Source organism: Pseudomonas sp. B37(2017), from assembly GCF_002112885.1.
Classification (GTDB): Bacteria; Pseudomonadota; Gammaproteobacteria; order Pseudomonadales; family Pseudomonadaceae; genus Aquipseudomonas; species Aquipseudomonas paraglycinae.
On record NZ_NEIX01000005.1, the window covers coordinates 136,279 to 156,076 of the forward strand.

Sequence of the window (19,798 nt, forward strand, 5' to 3'; positions counted from 1 at the left end):
GTCAGGCGAAGATCGTCACCGTCTGCCGACTCATGGCAATCAGTTCACCTTTCGCGCTCCACAGCTTGGCGGCGACATGGCCGTAACCGTCGGCCGCATACTCGATGTCCGCCAGGTATTGGCAAAAATCCAGCGTACTCAAATCCCGTAACGGCTGAACGAATTCGATGGTCCAGGTCAGCGTACTGCCCGGTGCCGGTTTCTTCAGGTACGGCAACAGCGCGGGCGGCCAGGCATCGACCAGCGCCAGCAGGTGCGCTTCGTTGACCGGCTCTTCCTTGACATCCCCACGCAGGCGCACCCAGCCGCCCATCAGCCGCGATTGATTGCCGGTGAACGGCATGCCGCCGACACTCCAGCGCATCGCCAGATGACGCATGAACTCCGGGGTTACGCCTTTGATGTACGGCAGTTCCTGGCAGTCGTCCCAGTGTTTCATCTCCGGCGCGGGATAGGCTTCAACCGCCACTTCCGACGGCCGCGAAGCCCCGAAGCTGCCTTGCACCATCGTCACCACCTGACCGTTCTGCACGGCGCGCCCCAGCACCTGGCTGACTGCCTTGCCTTCGCGCAGCACTTCGACTTCAAAGCTCACCGGCACTTCGGGCTCGACCGGGCCGACAAAGGTGATCGCCAGCGAACGCACCGGCCGATTGGTCGGAACCTTGGTGCGCATCACTTCAAATTGCAGCGCGGCCACCAACCCGCCAAAACTGGCCCGGCCCTGGCCCCACTCCGCCGGAATCGTGACCTCCGGTTGACGACGGACAGCATCGATCAGATCGCAAAAGCGCATGGAAACCTCGGACAGGAAAAAGGGAATGACCGGATCTTAACCAGCGCGGCAGAGCGGCGCAGCGTCCATTCCGGTCAAAGAGACTGACAGATAAGCCGTTTAGTGTGGGAGCGAGCCTGCTCGCGATAGCGGTGTGTCAGTCACTTCATTGGTGACCGTGCAGCCGTAATCGCGAGCAGGCTCGCTCCCACATGTGGTCTTGTGGAAAATTCAGGACTTGAAGCAGGCCGCGCTGAGTTTTTCCAGCACCCGATCGGCCTTGATTTCGGCCTTGGCCATTGTCGCCTGCCAGGTGGCGACACAGGGTTGCAGATCCGGCTCCAGTTCGGCGCGGGCCAGCCATTGCCAGCAATCGTGCCAGTCACCGAGGGCGCCTTGCGCGGATTTCAAACGGGGCAATGCGGCTTCGGGCAGTCGATCGAGTTCCGGGTAAGCCTCGATGCCGTAACGCACGCGCTTGATCAGCAGGCGCAGGCGATGGCGGTCGTGGGCCGGATCGTGCAGCGCCACGTCGAGATTCTTCCATTGTTTGCCCAGACGTTTTTCGATGCGCTTGTCCAGGCTCTTGAGTAGTCCCTGGCGCTGGGACGCGCGCAGAAAACGCGGAAAGGCATCGAGGATCATCAGCAGCGAAGCCACCTCGGCGCTGGCCGCCAGCGTCGGGTACGCCTCGGCCATCTGCGCCATGCGGCGCTGCGCGGCTTCCGGCTGATCATGCTTAATCAGCCAGGCCGCCAGCACCTCGCGGTCGCGCCATGGCGTGGTCAGTTGCCCCACCGCAGCGGCCGCATCTTCCAGTTGTTCGACACCGGGCAAACCGCGCAACGGTCGCAGCAGGCTGCGCAAGCGTCGCACGGTGGTGCGCAGATCGTGCAGCGCCTCAGGATCAGTCCGGGCGGTCAAACGTGCCTGACAGGCCAGCAGCCTGACTTCCAGGCTCAAGACATGAGCCACCAACCGATCGACCAACGCAGACATCGCTTGCTCCTGAATTCAATGGCTTTGCACGAGTGTGCGCCGGCGCAAGGCACCTGCCCTTGCGCCACGTCAGCAGCTTAGCGCCCGGCGCGGGATTCGCGAATGTAGAAACGCGCTTTTTCGGCTTTCTTGGTGCAGCCTTCGAACCCTTCGAATTGCTGCTGGGTCTTGGCCGCCGTCAACAGCGACAGCGCCTTGGAATAGCTGACGGTGCCGGCAAACCCTTCGGCTTTCGCCAGATCCAGTTCATGCCACGCTGCGTCGAGCTGGCTGCCGCAGCTGTCGCGGTAAGCGGTCTTGCCGGCGCAACCGGCCAATGCCAGAGCCATCAACGGCACACAGATCCAGGCTTTCATCACTCACACCTCAAAGATAGGTCAACAGTCGTGCAGGTAAGACGGTGCGGCAGCGAAAAAGTGCCTTGCGTCCCGTGATTCCACCGCACTGCAAAAGATAACGCCGACGGGTCATGAAGTATCGAAAAAACGACGCCATCGCCGCCCCGAGCGACCCCGGCGATTGTCGCCCGGCCCTCGATGGGTGCATTGTGGAACCTTGCCGGGAGGAAGTTTGATGAAAAAGCGTGTCGCACTGGTGCTGGGCTCCGGTGGCGCCCGGGGCTATGCCCATATCGGGGTCATTGAAGAGATCGAACGACGGGGCTATGACATCAGTTGTATTGCCGGCTGTTCAATGGGGGCCGTGGTCGGCGGGATCTACGCCGCCGGCAAGCTTGACGAGTACCGCAACTGGATCGAAAGCCTGGATTACCTCGACGTACTGCGCCTGGTGGACGTGAGCTTCCGTCTCGGCGCGATCCGTGGCGAAAAAGTCTTCGGCCAGATCCGTAAGATCGTCGGCGAGATCAACATCGAAGACCTGCGCATCCCCTACACCGCCGTAGCCGCCGACCTCACCAATCAACAGGAAATCTGGTTCCAGGAAGGCTGCCTGCATCAGGCGATGCGGGCCTCGGCGGCGATTCCCAGCCTGTTCACCCCGGTGATGCAGGGCAACCGGATGCTGGTGGACGGCGGCATTCTCAACCCGTTGCCGATCGTGCCGGTGGTGTCGAGCCATTGCGATCTGATCATCGCGGTCAATCTCAACTCGACCAACCAGCGCCATTACAAACTGCCGGTGATCCAGCGCCCCGCCGCGTTCCGCACGCGCTTCGACAGCCTGATCAATTCGTTGGGCTCGAAGATGCCGTTCCGCCGCAAACAGGCCGAGCAACTGCTGATGCTGGAACAGGAAGCGCTGCGCGCCGAAGCGGCGGACATCAATCCGTGGGTCGAAGGCGCCGAACCGGAAACCCAGCAACCGGCCGCCGCACCGGAACGCGATGGCGCGCCGAAATCCGCCACCGGATCATTCATCATCGATAACGTCGGGCCGGCGTCATTGCTCGACCTGATCAACCAGAGTTTCGAGGTGATGCAGACCTCGCTGGCGCAGTACAAGATCGCCGGGTATCCGCCGGACATCCTGATCAACGTGCCGAAACGGGTGTGCAGGTTCTTCGAGTTCTACAAAGCGCCGGAGCTGATCGCGCTGGGTCGCGAGATTGCCAGGGATACGCTGGATCGCTACGAGAGCGAGCAGAACTAAAGGCTGCTCTCGCTCAACAAGCGATAACCGACGCCCGCCTCGGTCACGATGAATCGTGGCCGGGTCGGGTCGTCCGCGAGCTTCTGCCGCAGATGCCCGACCACGATCCGCAGGTAGTGGCTGTCCTCGGTGTGGGTCGGGCCCCAGATGTCCTTGAGCAATTGCTGCTGGGTGATCACCCGCCCCGGATGCCGCGCCAGTTGCGCCAGCACCGCGTACTCCTTGCGAGTCAGGGCGACTTCGACGCCGTCGAGCAGCACCCGCCGATACGCCAGATCCACGGTCAGCGGGCCGAAATTCAACGCGGCCTGCTGCGCTTCCCCCGCAGGTGCCTGGCGCAGCAACGCGCGCACCCGGGCGAGAAACTCCTGAATGCCGAACGGCTTGGTCACGTAGTCATTGGCGCCGCCATCCAGCGCCTGGACTTTCTGCCCTTCGCTCGCGCGCACGGACAGCACCAGCACCGGCGCCGTGGCCCATTCGCGAAACTCGCGCAGTACCTGCTGGCCGTCCATGTCCGGCAGGCCGAGGTCGAGCACCAGCAGGTCCGGTTTGTTCAGCGCCGCCTGGGCCAGGCCCTCGGCGCCGGTGCCGGCCTCCAGCACTTTGTAGCCCTGGGAAGCGAGGCTGATGCGCAGGAACTTGCGGATCTGCGGTTCGTCATCGATGACCAAAATGGTCGCGGTCTGGCTCATGAATTCACATCAACACAAAAGAGTGGCAAGAGAGTAGCGCAGCGTGGATCAGGCTTCACCGTCCATCCCCGGTTGCGTCTGCAACGGCAGGTGCAAGGTGATGCAGGTGCCGCGCCCGTCGATGCCGTCGCCGACACTGATCCGCCCGCCATGGGCGCCGACCATGCCCTGACAGATCGCCAACCCCAGGCCGGTGCCCTGCCCGCCCCGATCCCCTCGGGCGGCGGTGTAGAACATGTCGAAAATCTTCGCACGCTCATCGACCGGAATCCCCGGCCCTTCATCGCTGACCGAGAAAAACACCTCGCTGTCATCCGCCCCGGCGCGCAATTGCAGACGGCCGTGGGATGGCGAGAAGCGGGCGGCGTTTTCCAGCACGTTCACCAGCGCCTGCTCGATCAGCGCGGCATGCACGTACAGCAGCGGCAACTCGGCCGGTACATCGGTGCTCACTTGCAGCGACGACAACACCGCCCGCAGGCGATTGAGCGCACTGCCGACGATGTCTGCGGGCGACACCCAGTCCCGCGCCAGCTTCAGGGCGCCGTGGCCGAGACGGGTCATGTCCAGCAGGTTCTGGATGTAGCGATCGAGACGCTCGGCCTCATCGCGAGTGCCTTCGAGCAATTCGCGGCGATCCTCCAGCGGGATCGCTTCGCCGAGGGCCAGCAGGCTGTCGATGCTGCCGCGCATCGAGGTCAGCGGCGTGCGCAGATCGTGGGACACCGAGGCCAGCAAGGCACTGCGCAACTGTTCGGTTTCGCCGTGCAGACGTGCGGCTTCCAGGTCATCGGCCAGTTGTGCTCGGGCCAGTGCTTGAGCCAAAGGCTGACTCAACGCGGTCAGCAAACGACGACGTTGGCCGCTCAGGGTCTGGCCCTCTTTGGCGCACACACCGAGCAGCGCCAGCGGTCCGTCCTCCACCGACAGCGGCCACCACCACCAGCGCCCGAACGGCAACGTGCCGGTGCCCATGCCCGCCGGTTGATCGTGCTGCCAGGCCCAGTCAGCGGCGGCGCGCTCGGATTCAGTGAATTGCAGCGGCCCGCCGGTTTCGACTTTCCAGCCGCCCTGCCCGTCGCGATTGAGCAGGCACAGTTGCAGATCGCTCCAGCCATTGAGGTGTTGGGCTGCGGCGCTGACCACGGCCTGGCGATCTGTTGCGGCGGTGAGTTTGCGCGACAGGTCGAGCAGCTCGGTAGTCTCTTCCTGGGTATCGCGCAGCGCCTGCAATTGCCGCCGCTGACGCGCCGCGAGGTTGCCGGTGAGCGCCGCCATCAGCAGAAAGAACAGCAACGTCAGCACGTCTTCTTCGCGCTGGATGCTGAAGGAGAAATTCGGCGGAATGAACAGAAAGTCGTAGGTCAAAAACGACAACGCCGCACAGGCCAGCGCCGGGCCGAGACTGCTACGCACTGCCACCAGCAGCACCGCCGCAAGAAACACCAGCGAGATGTTCGGCAGCGGCAGCACGCTGGACACCGCCCAGGCCAGCGCACTGGCCAACAGCGTGGCCACCAGCGCCAGCGCATAGTCGAACCACACCAGCGTCGGCGCTACACGCGGGCGCGCTTGATGCTGTTCCTGATCACTGTCCAGCACGTTGATTTCCAGACCATGGGCCTGACGCAGCAAACGCGCCGCCAGCCCACCACCGAACAGACGCCTGCGCAGGCGCGGCCGCGATTGACCGACCAGCACCAGACTCGCCCGACGTTCAGCTGCATGCTGGATCAGGGTTTTCGCCACTTCGCCGGCCCGTAGCAACACCACTTCGCCGCCGAGGCGTTCGGCCAGTTGCTGGGCGCTTTGCAGGCGCAGCCGCGATTGCTCGTCGCGCACACTGCCGTTGTCGACGTGCACCAGACTCCACGGCAAATGCCTACGCTGGGCGACCCGACTGGCGTGGCGCACCAGCCGTTCGGCCTGGGCATCGCCATCGACGCCAACCAGCAAGCGCCCGCGCACCGCCGGCGCGGCCTGGCCGAGCTGGCGATAGCCTTGAGCGAGATCGTTATCGACCTGCGCGGCAGCGGTCTGCATCGCCAGTTCGCGCAGCGCTGTGAGGTTGGTCTGGGTGAAAAATGCATCAATCGCGGCGCGCGCCTGCTCCGGTACGTAGACCTTGCCTTCGCGCAGGCGCTCGAGCAGTTCGCGGGGCGGCAGGTCGATCAGCAGCAGTTCGTAGGCTTCCTGCAACACCCAGTCCGGCAGGGTTTCGCGCACCTGCACACCGGTGATGCCACGCACCTGATCGTTGAGACTTTCCAGGTGCTGGACGTTGACCGTGGTGTACACGTCGATGCCGGCGGCGAGCAGTTCCTGAATGTCCTGCCAGCGTTTGGCGTGGCGACTGCCGGGGGCGTTGCTGTGAGCCAGCTCGTCGACCAGCACCAGTTTCGGCTTGGCGGCGAGCAGGCCGTCGAGGTCCATTTCCTCCAGCGTCACGCCACGGTATTCCGAGCGCACCAGCGGCAGTTGCGGCAGGCCGCCGAGCAGCGCTTCGGTTTCGGCGCGGCCGTGGGTTTCAACGACCCCGGCGATGACTTTCACGCCCTGACGCAACTGGCTGTGGGCGGCCTGCAACATCGCGTAGGTCTTGCCCACGCCTGGCGCTGCGCCGAGAAAAACCTTGAGCCGGCCGCGTCCGTCGCGGGGCAAGTCTGCTAACAGCGCGTCGGCGCGGCCGGAGTCACTCATGCTTGAAGCTCTCTCTTCCTGATGTGATCGCGATTCACAACTTTTCCAGCGCCATGTTCAGCGCCAGCACATTCACCACTGGCGGGCCTACCAGCGGCTGTTCGATGTGCGTGTCGAGCAGTTGCTGCAGGGTCGCCACCGGCAGATTGCGCGCTGCCGCGACACGCGCCAGTTGATAGGCAATCGCGGCCGGTGGCAAGTGCGGATCGAGACCGCTGCCGGAGGTGGTCAGCAGCGCCAACGGCACCGGGCCCTGACCGGGAACCTGCAACTTGTTGGCGTCATCGATTATCCGAGTGGCCAGCGCCGGATTGCTTGGCGACAGGTTGCTCGCACTGCTCGACACGGTTGCAAAGGCACCGGCTGATGGACGTGGATGGAACCAGGCATCGCCGACAAAATCCTGAGCGATCAGCGACGAGCCGCGCACCTTGCCTTCGGCATCCCGCACCAGGCTGCCGTTGGCCTGCTCGGGGAAGGCGACTTGCGCGACGCCCGTAACTACCAGCGGATAGGCAACGCCGGTGACCAGGGTCATCAGCACCAGCAGGCTCAGGGCCGGACGTAACATTGTGGACATTTCAAAATCCTCGAATTCGTGCTTGAAGCGGTGTGCCCGGCACACCGCTGTTCAGGTTCAAACCAGATGCAACGCCGTCAACAGCATGTCGATCGCCTTGATCCCCACGAACGGCACCAGAATCCCGCCCAGGCCATAGATCAGCAGATTGCGACGCAGCAGCGCCGCCGCACTCGCCGCCTGCACCCGCACGCCGCGCAGGGCCAGCGGGATCAGCACCACGATAATCAAAGCGTTGAAGACGATGGCCGACAGGATCGCGCTCTGCGGGCTGCTCAAATGCATGATGTTCAGCACGCCCAGTTGCGGGTAAATCGCCGCGAAAAGAGCCGGCAGGATCGCGAAGTACTTGGCCACGTCGTTGGCGATGGAAAAGGTCGTCAGCGCGCCACGGGTCACCAGCAACTCCTTGCCGATCTGCACCACGTCCAGCAGCTTGGTTGGGTCGCTGTCGAGGTCGACCATGTTGGCCGCTTCGCGCGCGGCTTGCGTGCCGTCGTTCATCGCCATGCCGACGTCAGCCTGGGCCAGCGCCGGGGCATCGTTGGCGCCGTCGCCGCACATGGCGACCAGACGACCGTCGTTCTGCTCGTGACGGATGCGCGCCAGTTTTTTCTCCGGTGTCGCTTCGGCCAGCACATCGTCGACACCTGCTTCAGCAGCGATGGCGGCAGCGGTCAGCGGGTTGTCGCCGGTGACCATCACCGTGCGAATCCCCAGCTTGCGCAGCTCGGCGAAACGCTCGCGGATGCCCGGTTTGACCACGTCTTTCAGGTGGATCGCACCGAGCAGTTTGCCGTCGGCGCAGACCAGCAACGGGGTGCCGCCGCTCTGGGCGATCTTGTCGATTTCCCGGGACAGCGCAGGCGCCAGATCCTTGCGTTGTTGACCGAGGAAGGCCAGCAGCGAATCCACCGCGCCCTTGCGGAATACACGGCCCTGATAGTCGACACCGGACAAGCGGGTTTCCGCGCTGAACGGTACGGCGGTCAGGGTTTCCGGCGAAGGTTCCGGCTGCGGATTGGTGCCGCGCAGGTACTCGACGATGGATTTGCCTTCGGCAGTTTCGTCAGCCAGCGAAGCGAACAGCGCGCCTTCGGCCAGTTCACGGGCGTTCACACCCGGCGCGGCATATACCGCGCTGCAACGACGGTTACCGAAAGTGATGGTGCCGGTCTTGTCCAGCAGCAACACGTGCACGTCACCCGCCGCTTCCACAGCACGACCGGACTTGGCGATCACGTTCAGGCGCACCAGACGATCCATCCCGGCAATCCCGATCGCCGACAGCAGACCGCCGATGGTGGTCGGAATCAGCGTGACCAATAACGCCACCAGGAACACCAGCGGCAGGCTGCCGTTGGCGAAGTGGGCGAACGGTTGCAGGGTCACAACCACCAGCAGAAAGATCAGGGTCAGGCCGATCAGCAGGATATCCAGCGCCACTTCGTTCGGGGTCTTCTGGCGTTTGGCGCCCTCGACCAGCGCGATCATGCGGTCGAGGGTCGATTCACCGGGGTTGGCGGTGATCTTCACCAGCAACCAGTCGGACACCAGCCGGGTGTTGCCGGTGACAGCGGAGCGGTCGCCGCCGGACTCGCGGATCACCGGCGCCGATTCACCGGTGATCGCCGCTTCGTTGACCGCCGCGATGCCTTCGATGACTTCGCCGTCACCGGGGATCATTTCCCCGGCTTCGACGCGCACCACATCGCCCTTGCGCAAGCTGGTGGCCGGTACGACCTGGAAGCTGCCGTTGGCCAGTTTGCGGCGGGCGCTGAGGCCTTCGCTGCCAGCCTTGAGGCTGTCGGCGCGGGCCTTGCCGCGACCTTCAGCGAGCGCTTCGGCGAAGTTGGCGAACAGCACGGTGAACCACAGCCACAGGGCGATTTGCGCGGCAACGAAAGTCGGCACGCTGCTGTCGGGAATGAAGCACAGCACGGTGGTCAGGATCGCCGTCAGTTCGACCACCAGCATCACCGGCGAGCGCTGCAACTGGCGCGGATCGAGCTTGACGAACGCTTGCACCAGCGCCGGACGCCACAGGGCGCTGATCGCGGTTTTCGGAGCTTCAGCCGACTTGGCAGCTGCCGCTGGTTTTGAAGCTGGAACATGCATATTCATGATGGATTCCTTAGAAGCCCATGCTCAGGTGTTCGGCAATCGGGCCGAGCGCCAGGGTCGGCAAGAAGGTCAGGCCGCCCACCAGCAAAATGGTCACGGTCAACAGGGTCACGAACAGCGGACCGTGGGTCGGGAAGCTGTTCTGGCCGATCGGTGCGGTTTTCTTCATCGCCAGGCTGCCGGCCAGGGCCAGTACCGGGAGGATGTAACCGAAGCGGCCGATCAACATGCCCAGGCCGAGCATCAGGTTGTGGAACGCGGTGTTGGCGCCGAAGCCGCCGAACGCCGAACCGTTGTTGGCACTGGCCGAGGTGTAGGCGTAGAGCAACTGACTGAAACCGTGCGGGCCGGGGTTGCTCACCGCCGCCACCGGGCCCGGCAGGCTCGCGGCAATCGCGCCCAGCACCAGCACGCCGACCGGCATCACCAGCAGGGTGACGACCAGTAGTTGCACTTCACGGGCCTGGAGTTTCTTGCCGAGGTATTCCGGAGTGCGGCCGATCATCAGGCCGGCGAGGAACACCGCGATCAGCACGTTCAGCAACATGCCGTAGAGCCCCGCGCCGACGCCGCCGAAGATCACTTCGCCGACCATCATGTTGACCAGCGCGACCATGCCGCTGAGCGGGTTGAGGCTGTCATGCATGCCGTTGACCGAACCGTTCGACGCCGCGGTGGTGGTCACCGACCAGAGCACGGTGGCGGTGGTGCCGAAGCGCGCTTCCTTGCCTTCCAGCGGCGCGGTCTGCTCGACTGCGACATTGTTCAAGGCAGGGTTAGGTTGATACTCGGCCCACAGCGAAGTGGCGCCGCCGATGATGAACAGCGCGAGCATGCAGCCGATGATGGCGCGGCTCTGACGCAGATCCTTCACGTAGTGGCCGAAGGTGAAAACCAGCGCCACCGGGATCAGGATGATCGAGGCGACTTCGAACAGGTTGCTCCACGCGGTCGGGTTCTCGAACGGATGCGCCGAGTTGACGCCGAAGAAACCACCGCCGTTGGTGCCCAGTTGCTTGATCGCAATCTGGCTGGCGGCCGGGCCGAGCGGGATGACTTGGTCAACTCCCTGCATCGTCACAGCATTCACGTATTGCGCGAAGGTTTGCGGCACGCCCTGCCACACCAGGTACAGCGCCAGCAGCAGGCACAACGGCAGCAGGCCGTAGAGGGTGGCGCGGGTCATGTCGACCCAGAAGTTGCCGAGGGTCTTGGTGGATTTGCGCCCGATGCCACGGCACAGCGCAACCAGCACGGCGAGGCCGGTAGCGGCGCTGACGAAGTTCTGCACGGTGAGGCCGACCATCTGGCTCAGGTAGCTGAGCGACGCTTCGCCGCTGTAGGCCTGCCAGTTGGTGTTGGTCATGAAGCTGACGGCGGTGTTGAACGCGAGGGTCCACTCCTGGCCCGGCAGGTTTTGCGGGTTCAGTGGCAGGTGATCCTGGAACAGCAAGATCGCGAACAGCAGCAGAAAACCGGCGAGGTTGAACGCCAGCAGCGCCAGCGTGTATTTCTGCCAGCTCTGTTCGTCCTGCGGATTGACCCCGGCGATGCGGTAACAGCCGCGCTCGACCGGGCCGAGAATCGGCGTCAGCCAGGTGCGCTGACCTTCCATCACCTTGTAGTAGAAGCGCCCGAGGAACGGCGCCGGCAGCAAGACCACCGCGAAGAATGCGAGGATCAGCCAATAGTCATAACTGTGCATAGCCGCTCCTAAGTCCGATCCGCGCGCAACAGCGCAACCAACAGATAAATGAACAGCCCCACTGCCAGCAGCAGTGACACCCCGTCCAGAACGCTCATGGAAGATCTCCGTGTTACGGCGTATTGCCGCGTGTGGAGGCATTGTCGGAAAGGAGGCTGTAAAGGAACGAGAGCGAGGGTGCGCGCGGGGCATAAAGAAAGCGTAAAGAGTGGGTTTATGCCTTCTTTACGACTGTATCCGGCTGGCGGCGCACCTGACTGGCGCACGCAAATGTGGCCATCGAGCCGCGAACATCCCCGATACGACAGCTTTCAGCCCATTACGACCCGCCAATACAAAATGGCACGCCCACTGCACACGCCCTTCCCCGAGCTTTCCAAACCGTTCAGGGAGCAAACGCATGAACACACAACTCAAACCCACGCTGGGCACGTTGCACCTGTGGGGCATCGCGGTGGGGCTGGTGATTTCCGGGGAATATTTCGGCTGGAGTTATGGCTGGGGCGTCGCGGGAACACTGGGTTTTCTGGTGACCTCGTTCATGGTCGCGACCATGTACACCTGCTTCATTTTCAGCTTCACCGAACTGACCACGGCGATCCCCCACGCGGGCGGGCCGTTCGCCTACAGTCGCCGGGCTTTCGGTGAAAAAGGTGGATTGATCGCCGGACTGGCGACACTGATCGAATTCGTCTTCGCCCCGCCGGCGATTGCCCTGGCGATTGGTGCGTATCTGAACGTGCAGTTTCCGGCCCTCGATCCGAAACACGCGGCGGTCGGCGCGTACATCGTGTTCATGGGGCTGAACATTCTCGGTGTGAAACTGGCCGCGACTTTCGAGTTGATCGTCTGCGTCCTGGCCGTCGCCGAGCTGTTGGTGTTCATGGGCGTGGTCGCCCCGGCTTTCAGTTTCAGCAACTTTGCCCTCAACGGCTGGGCCGGCTCGGACATCTTCGGTGCTCCGGCGATTGCCGGGATGTTCGCGGCGATTCCGTTCGCGATCTGGTTCTTCCTCGCCATCGAAGGCGCGGCCATGGCCGCCGAAGAAGCCAAGGACCCGAAACGCACGATTCCCAAGGCCTACATCAGCGGCATTCTGACCTTGGTGTTGCTGGCGATGGGCGTGATGTTCTTCGCCGGCGGTGTCGGTGACTGGCGCACCCTGTCGAACATCAACGACCCGCTGCCACAAGCGATGAAAACTGTGGTCGGCGATAACTCTGGCTGGCTGCACATGCTGGTCTGGATCGGTCTGTTCGGGCTGGTGGCGAGTTTCCACGGGATCATTCTTGGCTACTCGCGGCAGTTCTTCGCCCTCGCCCGCGCCGGTTACCTGCCCGCCTCGCTGGCGAAGCTGTCGCGCTTCCAGACCCCGCACCGCGCCATTATTGCCGGCGGCGTGATCGGTATCGCGGCGATCTATAGCGACGGCCTGATCAACCTCGGCGGCATGACCCTCACTGCCGCGATGATCACCATGGCCGTTTTCGGGGCGATCGTGATGTACATCATGAGCATGCTCAGCCTGTTCAAACTGCGTAAATCCGAACCCAATCTGGAGCGCACCTTCCGCGCGCCGTGCTATCCGCTGATTCCATTGATCGCACTGGTGCTGGCCGTGGTGTGCCTGGTGGCGATGGCCTGGTTCAATGCGCTGATCGGGCTGATCTTTCTCGGCTTCATGGCGGTCGGTTTCGGCTACTTCCTGTTGACCGGCCAATTGCGCGCCAACGCCCCGGCAGACGCGATGCTCACCGGCCTGTAAACCGCGACGGGCATAACCGACCTAGAATGGAACCACTGCGAATGCACTTCGCTCAAAGTGGTATGCAGCGTTGCACGGCGAAACCCTCGCCCGTCGACCTGCCTTTAAGGAGAGCCGTTATGCCCTGGTATGCCTGGTTGATTCTGGTCGTTGCAATCGGCTCGATCGTCGGCGGTCTGATGATGTTGCGTGACACCGCCAACAAGGTCGAACTGACCGATGAACAACGCAAGCGTGTCGCTGAACGCAATGCCGAAGCGGACATCAAGGACGCGCAGGACCGCTGAACGAAAAACCCCGCCTGAATCGGCGGGGTTTGTTTTTTGTGGCGATTACTTTTCCCACTCGGCCTTGGCAATGTGCAAGCCATGCAGGCCTTTGTACGCCGCACGTTCCGGCTGGCTCCAGCCTTCGAGCAACGCATCGTCCAGACGATAGATTTCCACCCCGAGCGGGCGGCACACGGTCAGCGGGTCCTGTGCGTCCGGCCCCCACATCGCCAAAGACAAGTCACCACCCGGACAGGTCGACAACGCGCACAGCAAGTCGATTTCGGCGAAGAACTCCAGATAATCGCCCTTCTGCGCCGGGCAGGCCTTCATGAAATACAGGTCATCGTGATTCAGGCCGGTGCACTGGAAGATGTTCAGCACGTCATGCACATCGAACTCGGTCAGGCCATGGGGCAATACGGCGCGTGTCAGGTTGGAATGGCAGTGATGATGGAAATCCTCGCCGGTGAGCATTTTGTTCACATAGGGATCGCAGCGCGTGCCGAGCAAATCGTGCAGACGCCCGCCGTGCTCGTCGATGCCATAGTCGGCCAGGCTGTCATCGGTGATCGTCACCAGCGGACGCAGAAAAGGCAGGTTCGACCACAACCGGTCATGGGTGCTGACATGAGCGCCCTGCAGTTGCCGGGTGCGCGCCGCCCACATCCGTTCACGCGGATCGTGTGCGTTCCACACATTGAAATCGCCCACCTGGGGCCCGACCGGTGTGGTGACACGAAACACATGCCCTGCCGGAACATGCCAGGCGCGCCCGGTGCGGATCGGCACTTCGAATTGTTCGATCAGCGTGCGCCCGTCCTTGCGGTCGCGAATCCGTTCGTAGAAAGGTGTATTGACCTGTAACGCCGAGCCTTTGCTGACCTGATAGGCGGCCGGGTAGTCTTTGTACATGATTCTCCTGCTCCTCAAGTGATGGCAACTTTGCAAGCTGCAACCACTATCCGTGCCAACCGCTGATGGCTGTTACGAACATGTCGGAGTCACCGGCCGTTTTTTTAGAAGTAGAAGTATAGTCACCATTCAATTTGCATTGGTTAAGATGGCGATCTTGTTGCGGAGAGTTTAAATGCGTTACTCGCAGGATCATAAAGCCCAGACCCATCAGCGCATCATCAAGGAAGCGTCCGAGCGGTTTCGCAAGGACGGCATTGGTGCGACCGGTCTGCAACCATTGATGAAGGCGCTGGGCCTGACCCATGGCGGCTTTTATTCGCATTTCAAATCGAAAGACGAGTTGGTTGAAAAAGCCCTGCAAGCGGCTGGCGATCAGGTTGCGGGCTTGTGCGAGGAGCTGTTCGCCCAGGAAAAACCACTGGAAGCCTTCATCGATACGTACCTCTCCGAATGGCACCAGACCTCACCTCATGAAGGCTGCCCGCTGCTGACCATTTCATCGGAGCTGGGGTTGCGCGGCCAGCCGAGCCCGACCAGCGATGAAGTACTCAAGGCGCGCCTGGACCAGATCGAAGGCACCCTTGAAGGTGAGAACGCCGCCGAACGCAGCATCGTCATCATGGCGACACTGGCCGGGGCGCTCCTGCTGTCACGCAGTGTCGCGGATCCTGAATTTGCGCAGCAGATCCTCGACGTCACCCGCGAACATCTCAAACGCTCGGAAGACTAAGCCTGCCAGCGCTTGAACAGCACGCTGGCATTGACCCCGCCGAAGCCGAACCCGTTGGACAGCGCATACTCGATCGGCATCGAACGCGCCTGACCGTGGACGATGTCCACGCCTTCGCTCGCCGGATCGGGATTCTCCAGGTTGAGGGTAGGCGGAACGATCTGATCGCGGATCGCCAACAGCGTGAAGATCGCTTCCAGACCTCCCGCCGCGCCGAGCAGATGCCCCGTCGCAGATTTGGTCGAGGTCACGGCGATTGCGTTTTGTGCGCCAAACACCGACTTGATTGCAGCCAGTTCACCGAGGTCGCCCACCGGCGTCGAAGTCGCATGCGCATTCAGATGCTGCACCTGATCCGGCGTGATACCGGCCTGAGCTAGCGCCAGAGTCATCGCCCGTCGGGCACCGCTGCCGTCTTCCGGCCCGGCGGTCAGATGATAGGCGTCGGCGCTGGTGCCATAACCGACCAGTTCGACCAACGGCTGTGCGCCGCGCGCCAGTGCGTGCTCCAGCGACTCGATCACCAGCAGCCCGGCCCCCTCGCCCATCACGAAACCGTCCCTGCCGCTGTCGAACGGACGCGAAGCGCGCTCAGGCGTGTCGTTGTAGCCGCTGGACAAGGCCCGCGCCGCCGCAAAACCGGCGAGACTGACTCGATCGATAGACGCCTCGGCACCGCCGCACACCGCAATGTCGGCCTCACCGGCGCGAATCAATCGAGCCGCGTCACCAATCGCCTGCACACCGGCGGCACACGCGGTGACCGGTGCGCCGAGCGGGCCCTTGAGACCATGCTGGATCGAGACATGCCCCGCCGCCAGGTTGACCAGAAAGGAGGGAATGGTGAACGGCGACAAGCGTCGCGGGCCTCGGCTGTCGGTGGTGCGCACCGCATCGGCAATCGCACCGAAGCCGCCGACACCGGAGCCGATGATGGTCGCGGTGCGCTCCTGAGCGTGGGGCTCGGTCGGGTGCCAGCCGGCCTGTTCAAGCGCCTGACGGGCTGCCTCCATCGCGAACAGAATGAACCGATCCATTTTCTTCTGTTCTTTGGGCGGCGTGGCGCGATCCGGATCGAAACCCGCTTCGGCGTCCTCCTCCATCGTCGGCACCACGCCGCCGACCCGGGTCGGCAGATCGGCAATTACCGCTTCCGGCAGATTTCGCAATCCCGAACGCCCGGCCAACAAGCGCTGCCAGACGACTTCGACGCCGCTTCCCAAGGGCGATACCAGGCCCATACCCGTGACAACTACTCGACGCTGATCCATATCGGGTTGACCTCTCGTGACTCAAAAGACTTTTACTTGTAACGGCTGGCCGCCGAACTGTGGGACAGGTTGGGCGCCATCACGTGACGGGCGGCGACGAACGCTTGCCACTCGCCCGCATCGGGCAGCGAAGGAATCGTGACGAGCTCGCCCTGATCCAGACCGGACAGCGCGGCATCGACCATCTCGCCCGCCTCCATGACCATTTCCGCCGGAATGCCGCTGGCATCGAAACCGGAGCGCTCCCAGATTTCGGTGCGAGTCACACCGGGCAATACCGCTTGCACCTTGACCCCGGTGCCTTCGAGTTCGGTATTGAGCGATTGAGTCAGGCTCAGCACGTAAGCCTTGCTGGCGCTGTAGGTGGCGTTGAAACGCTCGGGGAACAACGCCACCACCGACGCAATGTTGATGATCGTGCCGCGCCCGGCGCGGGTGAACGCCGAGGCGGCTGCGGCTGCCAGCCGGGTCAGGGTTGTGACGTTCAACTGGATCAGTTGCTCCAGCACCTCGGGATCGGCGTTGGCCAGCAAGCCGTTTACCGCTACGCCCGCATTGTTGACCAGCAGGCTGATACTGGAGTCGCTGCGCAGGCGCTGCTCAAGCTTGAGCACTTCATCCTTCTGGGTCAGATCGGCCTTCAGCACTTCGACCTGAACGCCATGTGCGTCCCGTAGCTTGCTGGCCGCGGACTCCAGACGCTCCTGATCGCGAGCTACCAGCAACAGATCAAAACCACGTGCCGCCAACCGCTCGGCATACACCGCACCGATGCCGGAAGAAGCGCCAGTGACCAGCGCCGTGCCTTGGGATTTCGGGGAATTCATGACGGTACTCCTGGAATGCATGAGAAATGAGCGACCGCTGAAAAGCAGAGGGCTTCAGTGGCGACTGAAATTATTATAGGCATAATCTGAAACCAATATGATAGCCGTAATTTTCTATTTTCCGACGGAAAGGCTGTAGCCCTTCTGCAACGCTTGAAGGAAGCGGGAAGCAAAAAGGGCCGGTCAATGACCGGCCCCTTGGCGTTAAACAATCAGCTTAGTTCACTTCCAGCTTGTCGCGATTGCGATCCAGGATCGCCTTGCCAATCCCCTTCACTTCCAGCAGCTCATCCACGGACGCAAAAGGCCCGTTTGTTTCACGATAAGCAACAATCGCTTTCGCCTTGGCCTCGCCCACTCCTGCCAGTTCCTTTTGCAGAGTGGCCGCGTCGGCACCGTTCAGATCGACCTTCTGATTTTCAGAAGTGGCTGACGCGCCCATCACCACGGGCACCTTGTTCGCTTCGGAAGTAGCCAGAGGCGCAGCAATGGCGGCAATAGAGGCGCTGGTCAGCAAGGCAAAAATCAGGGAGTAGAAATATCCGGTACGCATAAGTGACGCTCCATCATCAATTGAGAAAGCAGCTTTTCCGAAGCTGCTCTCCAAACTTAGGCGATGATGGGAGCCTGTCAAAAACGTGTCCGTTACAGGATGTGAAACAATCAGGGTTCGAGGCGACGCTGCTGATAGATCCAGTCAACGATTTCCCCGTCCGGCGTATAACCGCTGACCGTTTCGCGCAGAATCTGGCGAACCCGCGAATAATCATCATTGTTCACGGCACCGAGCAACTCGCTCAACCTGCCCTTCAGCACATCCCAGGCCAGATGATCTTCATTGGCCGTCATGATCATTGGATGGGGCGTGGCAGCGACATTGTCGCCAATCAACAATTCCTCGTAGAGCTTCTCGCCGGGACGCAGGCCAGTGAATTCGATGGAAATATCCCCTTGCGGATTTCTCTCCGAGCGAATGCTCAAACCGGACAGATGGATCATCTTCTCTGCCAGTTCGACGATCCTTACCGGCTCCCCCATGTCGAGAACGAACACATCACCGCCCTGCCCCATGGACCCTGCCTGAATCACCAGTTGCGCAGCTTCCGGAATCGTCATGAAGTAGCGAGTGATTTTCGGGTGGGTAACCGTCAACGGACCGCCGGACTTGATCTGACTGTGAAACAGCGGGATCACCGAGCCGGACGAGCCCAGTACGTTGCCGAAACGGACCATGGTGAAGCGGGTTTTGTTGACCCGGGAGACATTGGCCTTGTCGCCAAACAGGACGGGGGCGATTTCGCGACTCAAGGCTTGAAGAATCAATTCGGCCAAACGCTTGGTGCTGCCCATCACGTTGGTGGGCCGGACAGCCTTGTCGGTCGAAATCAGCACAAAGTTCGAAACCCCTGCCTGCAATGCGGCTTGAGCCGTATTAAGTGTTCCCATCACATTGTTCAGCACGCCTTCGGCAATGTTGTGCTCCACCATCGGCACATGCTTGTAAGCGGCAGCGTGGTAGACCGTGTCCACGCTCCAGGTCTTCATGACATCCAGTATTTTTTCCGGGTGGCGAATCGAACCGAGAATGGGCAGCAACTTTGTCGATACCGACTCGCGATCCGCGCGTTGCTCCAATTCGGAAAGAATGCTGTAAAGGTTAAATTCGCTGTGCTCGAACAGCAAAAGCGATTTTGGCCCCAGTGAAAAGATCTGCCGGCATAACTCGGAGCCTATTGACCCGCCCGCCCCCGTCACCATCACCGTTTTGCCCTTAATGCAACGCTCAAGCAAATCATGCTGCGCCGGGACCGCGTCCCGCCCGAGCAAGTCCGCGATATCGACTTCCTGAATGTCGTCGACCTTCACGCGACCGCTGGCCAGGTCGGTAAAATTAGGAACACTGCGCACGTGCAAAGGAAAACCCTCCAGCATATTGAGGATTTCCCTGCGTCGAGCACGGGTCGAAGACGGCAGTGCCAGCAAAATTTCTTGCGCACCGGTGACGTCAATCATTTGTTGAATATGTTTGGGTTTATAGACCTGGAGACCGGAGATTGAGCGGTCCGAAATTCCTGAGTCATCATCGATAAAGGCTACGGGACGCATCGCCCTTCCCATGCGCAATGCAGCGACAAGCTGATTGCCAGCTACGCCCGCCCCGTAGATAGCGACTTTGGTCAACCCATCATCGCGATTGGCAAAAGGAACGTGCTGAGCGGCGGTGAACCAGTCCCCCATGAAGTACTGGCGCATGCAGAGACGAAGCCCGCCGATGATCACCAGGCTGAGCCACCAGTAATTGAAGATGATCGAGCGCGGCACGATGGCTTCGTGATTACTGTACCAATAGACCACCAAAGCCAGGATCAGCGAGGACAGACTGACTGCTTTAATGATCACCACCAGCGCGTCATTACCGAAGTAACGCATCACTGCCCGGTACATGCCGAACCGGATGAACAGAGGAATGGCGACGAGCGGAGCACAGACAAACAACCACAAGTGCACTTTCAACGGATTGACCATCTCGTCGATACCCAGACGGACGATAAACGCCAACCACAAGGCTACCCAGACGAGCAAAACATCTGTAAGCACCTGAATCAATCGCTTCTGGCGGCGCGGTAAACCCAGCAAGAACTCGCGCATTCTGTCCATATTCCCCTGTACCAATCTGGCCTGCTCCCTTTGGTTAATCGGCGGGTACATTGTACGGAGGTAGTGAACTTCGTTACAGAAAAAAGAATGTGATGAGGACGTTCCCCCTCAAGAGCCGCCATCACTGAGTCTTACGGTGATCTCACCGCCCCCATTTGTTTATCACCCGTC

18 protein-coding genes are annotated in these 19,798 nt (G+C 61.8%); 4 read left to right on the forward strand and 14 right to left on the reverse strand.

Annotated elements, in window-relative coordinates:
- Window position 1: 1 nt before the first annotated feature.
- The 3 genes from CAF90_RS14905 to CAF90_RS14915 form a co-directional block, all read right to left on the reverse strand.
- The gene (locus CAF90_RS14905; RefSeq protein WP_085607178.1) at window positions 2–796 is read right to left on the reverse strand and encodes an acyl-CoA thioesterase II; all 795 of its coding nucleotides are present in this window, start codon (window positions 794–796) and stop codon (window positions 2–4) included.
- A 210-nt stretch (window positions 797–1,006) separates the two neighbouring features.
- Complete coding sequence (locus tag CAF90_RS14910) at window positions 1,007–1,774, reverse strand: CHAD domain-containing protein (RefSeq protein WP_085607180.1); 768 nt, start codon at window positions 1,772–1,774, stop codon at window positions 1,007–1,009.
- A 77-nt stretch (window positions 1,775–1,851) separates the two neighbouring features.
- A complete protein-coding gene (locus CAF90_RS14915) occupies window positions 1,852–2,130 on the reverse strand; it encodes a hypothetical protein (protein WP_007950948.1) in 279 nt (92 codons plus the stop codon).
- 217 nt (window positions 2,131–2,347) lie between these two features.
- Here CAF90_RS14915 and CAF90_RS14920 point away from each other — a divergent pair, with 217 nt between their 5' ends.
- On the forward strand, window positions 2,348–3,385 hold the full coding sequence (locus CAF90_RS14920) for a patatin-like phospholipase family protein (protein ID WP_085607182.1): 1,038 nt from the start codon (window positions 2,348–2,350) through the stop codon (window positions 3,383–3,385).
- Here CAF90_RS14920 and CAF90_RS14925 read toward each other — a convergent pair.
- Genes CAF90_RS14925 through kdpF form a run of 6 tightly spaced genes read right to left on the reverse strand, consistent with a single transcriptional unit; the run spans window position 3,382 to window position 11,287 of the window.
- A complete protein-coding gene (locus tag CAF90_RS14925) occupies window positions 3,382–4,080 on the reverse strand; it encodes a response regulator (RefSeq protein ID WP_039770498.1) in 699 nt (232 codons plus the stop codon). The genes CAF90_RS14920 and CAF90_RS14925 overlap by 4 nt on opposite strands.
- A gap of 48 nt (window positions 4,081–4,128) precedes the next feature.
- Window positions 4,129–6,780: a sensor histidine kinase KdpD gene (locus tag CAF90_RS14930; RefSeq protein WP_085607184.1), complete on the reverse strand. Its 2,652-nt coding sequence runs from the start codon at window positions 6,778–6,780 to the stop codon at window positions 4,129–4,131.
- A 34-nt stretch (window positions 6,781–6,814) separates the two neighbouring features.
- On the reverse strand, window positions 6,815–7,360 hold the full coding sequence (gene kdpC, locus CAF90_RS14935; protein WP_085607186.1) for a potassium-transporting ATPase subunit KdpC: 546 nt from the start codon (window positions 7,358–7,360) through the stop codon (window positions 6,815–6,817).
- A 57-nt stretch (window positions 7,361–7,417) separates the two neighbouring features.
- Window positions 7,418–9,484: a potassium-transporting ATPase subunit KdpB gene (gene kdpB / locus CAF90_RS14940; RefSeq protein WP_007950942.1), complete on the reverse strand. Its 2,067-nt coding sequence runs from the start codon at window positions 9,482–9,484 to the stop codon at window positions 7,418–7,420.
- A gap of 10 nt (window positions 9,485–9,494) precedes the next feature.
- A complete protein-coding gene (gene kdpA / locus CAF90_RS14945) occupies window positions 9,495–11,189 on the reverse strand; it encodes a potassium-transporting ATPase subunit KdpA (protein ID WP_039770510.1) in 1,695 nt (564 codons plus the stop codon).
- 8 nt (window positions 11,190–11,197) lie between these two features.
- On the reverse strand, window positions 11,198–11,287 hold the full coding sequence (kdpF, locus tag CAF90_RS14950) for a K(+)-transporting ATPase subunit F (RefSeq protein WP_007950940.1): 90 nt from the start codon (window positions 11,285–11,287) through the stop codon (window positions 11,198–11,200).
- A gap of 302 nt (window positions 11,288–11,589) precedes the next feature.
- On the opposite strand from kdpF, the gene eat reads away from it, so the two are divergent.
- A complete protein-coding gene (eat, locus tag CAF90_RS14955) occupies window positions 11,590–12,954 on the forward strand; it encodes an ethanolamine permease (RefSeq protein ID WP_085607188.1) in 1,365 nt (454 codons plus the stop codon).
- A gap of 119 nt (window positions 12,955–13,073) precedes the next feature.
- A complete protein-coding gene (locus CAF90_RS14960) occupies window positions 13,074–13,241 on the forward strand; it encodes a DUF2897 family protein (protein WP_007950938.1) in 168 nt (55 codons plus the stop codon).
- A gap of 45 nt (window positions 13,242–13,286) precedes the next feature.
- Here the strand turns inward: CAF90_RS14960 and CAF90_RS14965 are convergent, their stop codons facing one another.
- On the reverse strand, window positions 13,287–14,138 hold the full coding sequence (locus CAF90_RS14965; RefSeq protein WP_085607190.1) for a DUF1989 domain-containing protein: 852 nt from the start codon (window positions 14,136–14,138) through the stop codon (window positions 13,287–13,289).
- A gap of 175 nt (window positions 14,139–14,313) precedes the next feature.
- Between CAF90_RS14965 and CAF90_RS14970 the strand changes: the two genes are divergently transcribed.
- Window positions 14,314–14,871 (forward strand): TetR/AcrR family transcriptional regulator, encoded by a 558-nt coding sequence (locus CAF90_RS14970; RefSeq protein WP_007950936.1) that lies wholly within the window; start codon window positions 14,314–14,316, stop codon window positions 14,869–14,871.
- On the opposite strand, the gene fabF is transcribed toward CAF90_RS14970, so the two are convergent.
- The 4 genes from fabF to CAF90_RS14990 all read right to left on the reverse strand — a co-directional run bounded on the left by fabF (window position 14,868) and on the right by CAF90_RS14990 (window position 19,627).
- On the reverse strand, window positions 14,868–16,142 hold the full coding sequence (fabF, locus tag CAF90_RS14975) for a beta-ketoacyl-ACP synthase II (protein WP_085607192.1): 1,275 nt from the start codon (window positions 16,140–16,142) through the stop codon (window positions 14,868–14,870). The genes CAF90_RS14970 and fabF overlap by 4 nt on opposite strands.
- A gap of 32 nt (window positions 16,143–16,174) precedes the next feature.
- Window positions 16,175–16,969: an SDR family oxidoreductase gene (locus CAF90_RS14980; RefSeq protein ID WP_085607194.1), complete on the reverse strand. Its 795-nt coding sequence runs from the start codon at window positions 16,967–16,969 to the stop codon at window positions 16,175–16,177.
- Window positions 16,970–17,186: 217 nt separating this feature from the next.
- Window positions 17,187–17,522 (reverse strand): ComEA family DNA-binding protein, encoded by a 336-nt coding sequence (locus tag CAF90_RS14985; RefSeq protein WP_085607196.1) that lies wholly within the window; start codon window positions 17,520–17,522, stop codon window positions 17,187–17,189.
- A gap of 110 nt (window positions 17,523–17,632) precedes the next feature.
- Complete coding sequence (locus CAF90_RS14990) at window positions 17,633–19,627, reverse strand: nucleoside-diphosphate sugar epimerase/dehydratase (protein ID WP_085607198.1); 1,995 nt, start codon at window positions 19,625–19,627, stop codon at window positions 17,633–17,635.
- Between the last annotated feature and the right edge of the window lie 171 nt (window positions 19,628–19,798).

What these genes read in the sequence shown, in the direction of transcription:
- CAF90_RS14905 (WP_085607178.1), bottom strand. Translation starts at nt 796, where the DNA reads ATGCGCTTTTGCGATCTGATCGATGCTGTCCGTCGTCAACCGGAGGTC.
- CAF90_RS14910 (WP_085607180.1), bottom strand. Translation starts at nt 1,774, where the DNA reads ATGTCTGCGTTGGTCGATCGGTTGGTGGCTCATGTCTTGAGCCTGGAA.
- CAF90_RS14915 (WP_007950948.1), bottom strand. Translation starts at nt 2,130, where the DNA reads ATGAAAGCCTGGATCTGTGTGCCGTTGATGGCTCTGGCATTGGCCGGT.
- CAF90_RS14920 (WP_085607182.1), top strand. Translation starts at nt 2,348, where the DNA reads ATGAAAAAGCGTGTCGCACTGGTGCTGGGCTCCGGTGGCGCCCGGGGC.
- CAF90_RS14925 (WP_039770498.1), bottom strand. Translation starts at nt 4,080, where the DNA reads ATGAGCCAGACCGCGACCATTTTGGTCATCGATGACGAACCGCAGATC.
- CAF90_RS14930 (WP_085607184.1), bottom strand. Translation starts at nt 6,780, where the DNA reads ATGAGTGACTCCGGCCGCGCCGACGCGCTGTTAGCAGACTTGCCCCGC.
- kdpC (WP_085607186.1), bottom strand. Translation starts at nt 7,360, where the DNA reads ATGTCCACAATGTTACGTCCGGCCCTGAGCCTGCTGGTGCTGATGACC.
- kdpB (WP_007950942.1), bottom strand. Translation starts at nt 9,484, where the DNA reads ATGAATATGCATGTTCCAGCTTCAAAACCAGCGGCAGCTGCCAAGTCG.
- kdpA (WP_039770510.1), bottom strand. Translation starts at nt 11,189, where the DNA reads ATGCACAGTTATGACTATTGGCTGATCCTCGCATTCTTCGCGGTGGTC.
- kdpF (WP_007950940.1), bottom strand. Translation starts at nt 11,287, where the DNA reads ATGAGCGTTCTGGACGGGGTGTCACTGCTGCTGGCAGTGGGGCTGTTC.
- eat (WP_085607188.1), top strand. Translation starts at nt 11,590, where the DNA reads ATGAACACACAACTCAAACCCACGCTGGGCACGTTGCACCTGTGGGGC.
- CAF90_RS14960 (WP_007950938.1), top strand. Translation starts at nt 13,074, where the DNA reads ATGCCCTGGTATGCCTGGTTGATTCTGGTCGTTGCAATCGGCTCGATC.
- CAF90_RS14965 (WP_085607190.1), bottom strand. Translation starts at nt 14,138, where the DNA reads ATGTACAAAGACTACCCGGCCGCCTATCAGGTCAGCAAAGGCTCGGCG.
- CAF90_RS14970 (WP_007950936.1), top strand. Translation starts at nt 14,314, where the DNA reads ATGCGTTACTCGCAGGATCATAAAGCCCAGACCCATCAGCGCATCATC.
- fabF (WP_085607192.1), bottom strand. Translation starts at nt 16,142, where the DNA reads ATGGATCAGCGTCGAGTAGTTGTCACGGGTATGGGCCTGGTATCGCCC.
- CAF90_RS14980 (WP_085607194.1), bottom strand. Translation starts at nt 16,969, where the DNA reads ATGAATTCCCCGAAATCCCAAGGCACGGCGCTGGTCACTGGCGCTTCT.
- CAF90_RS14985 (WP_085607196.1), bottom strand. Translation starts at nt 17,522, where the DNA reads ATGCGTACCGGATATTTCTACTCCCTGATTTTTGCCTTGCTGACCAGC.
- CAF90_RS14990 (WP_085607198.1), bottom strand. Translation starts at nt 19,627, where the DNA reads ATGGACAGAATGCGCGAGTTCTTGCTGGGTTTACCGCGCCGCCAGAAG.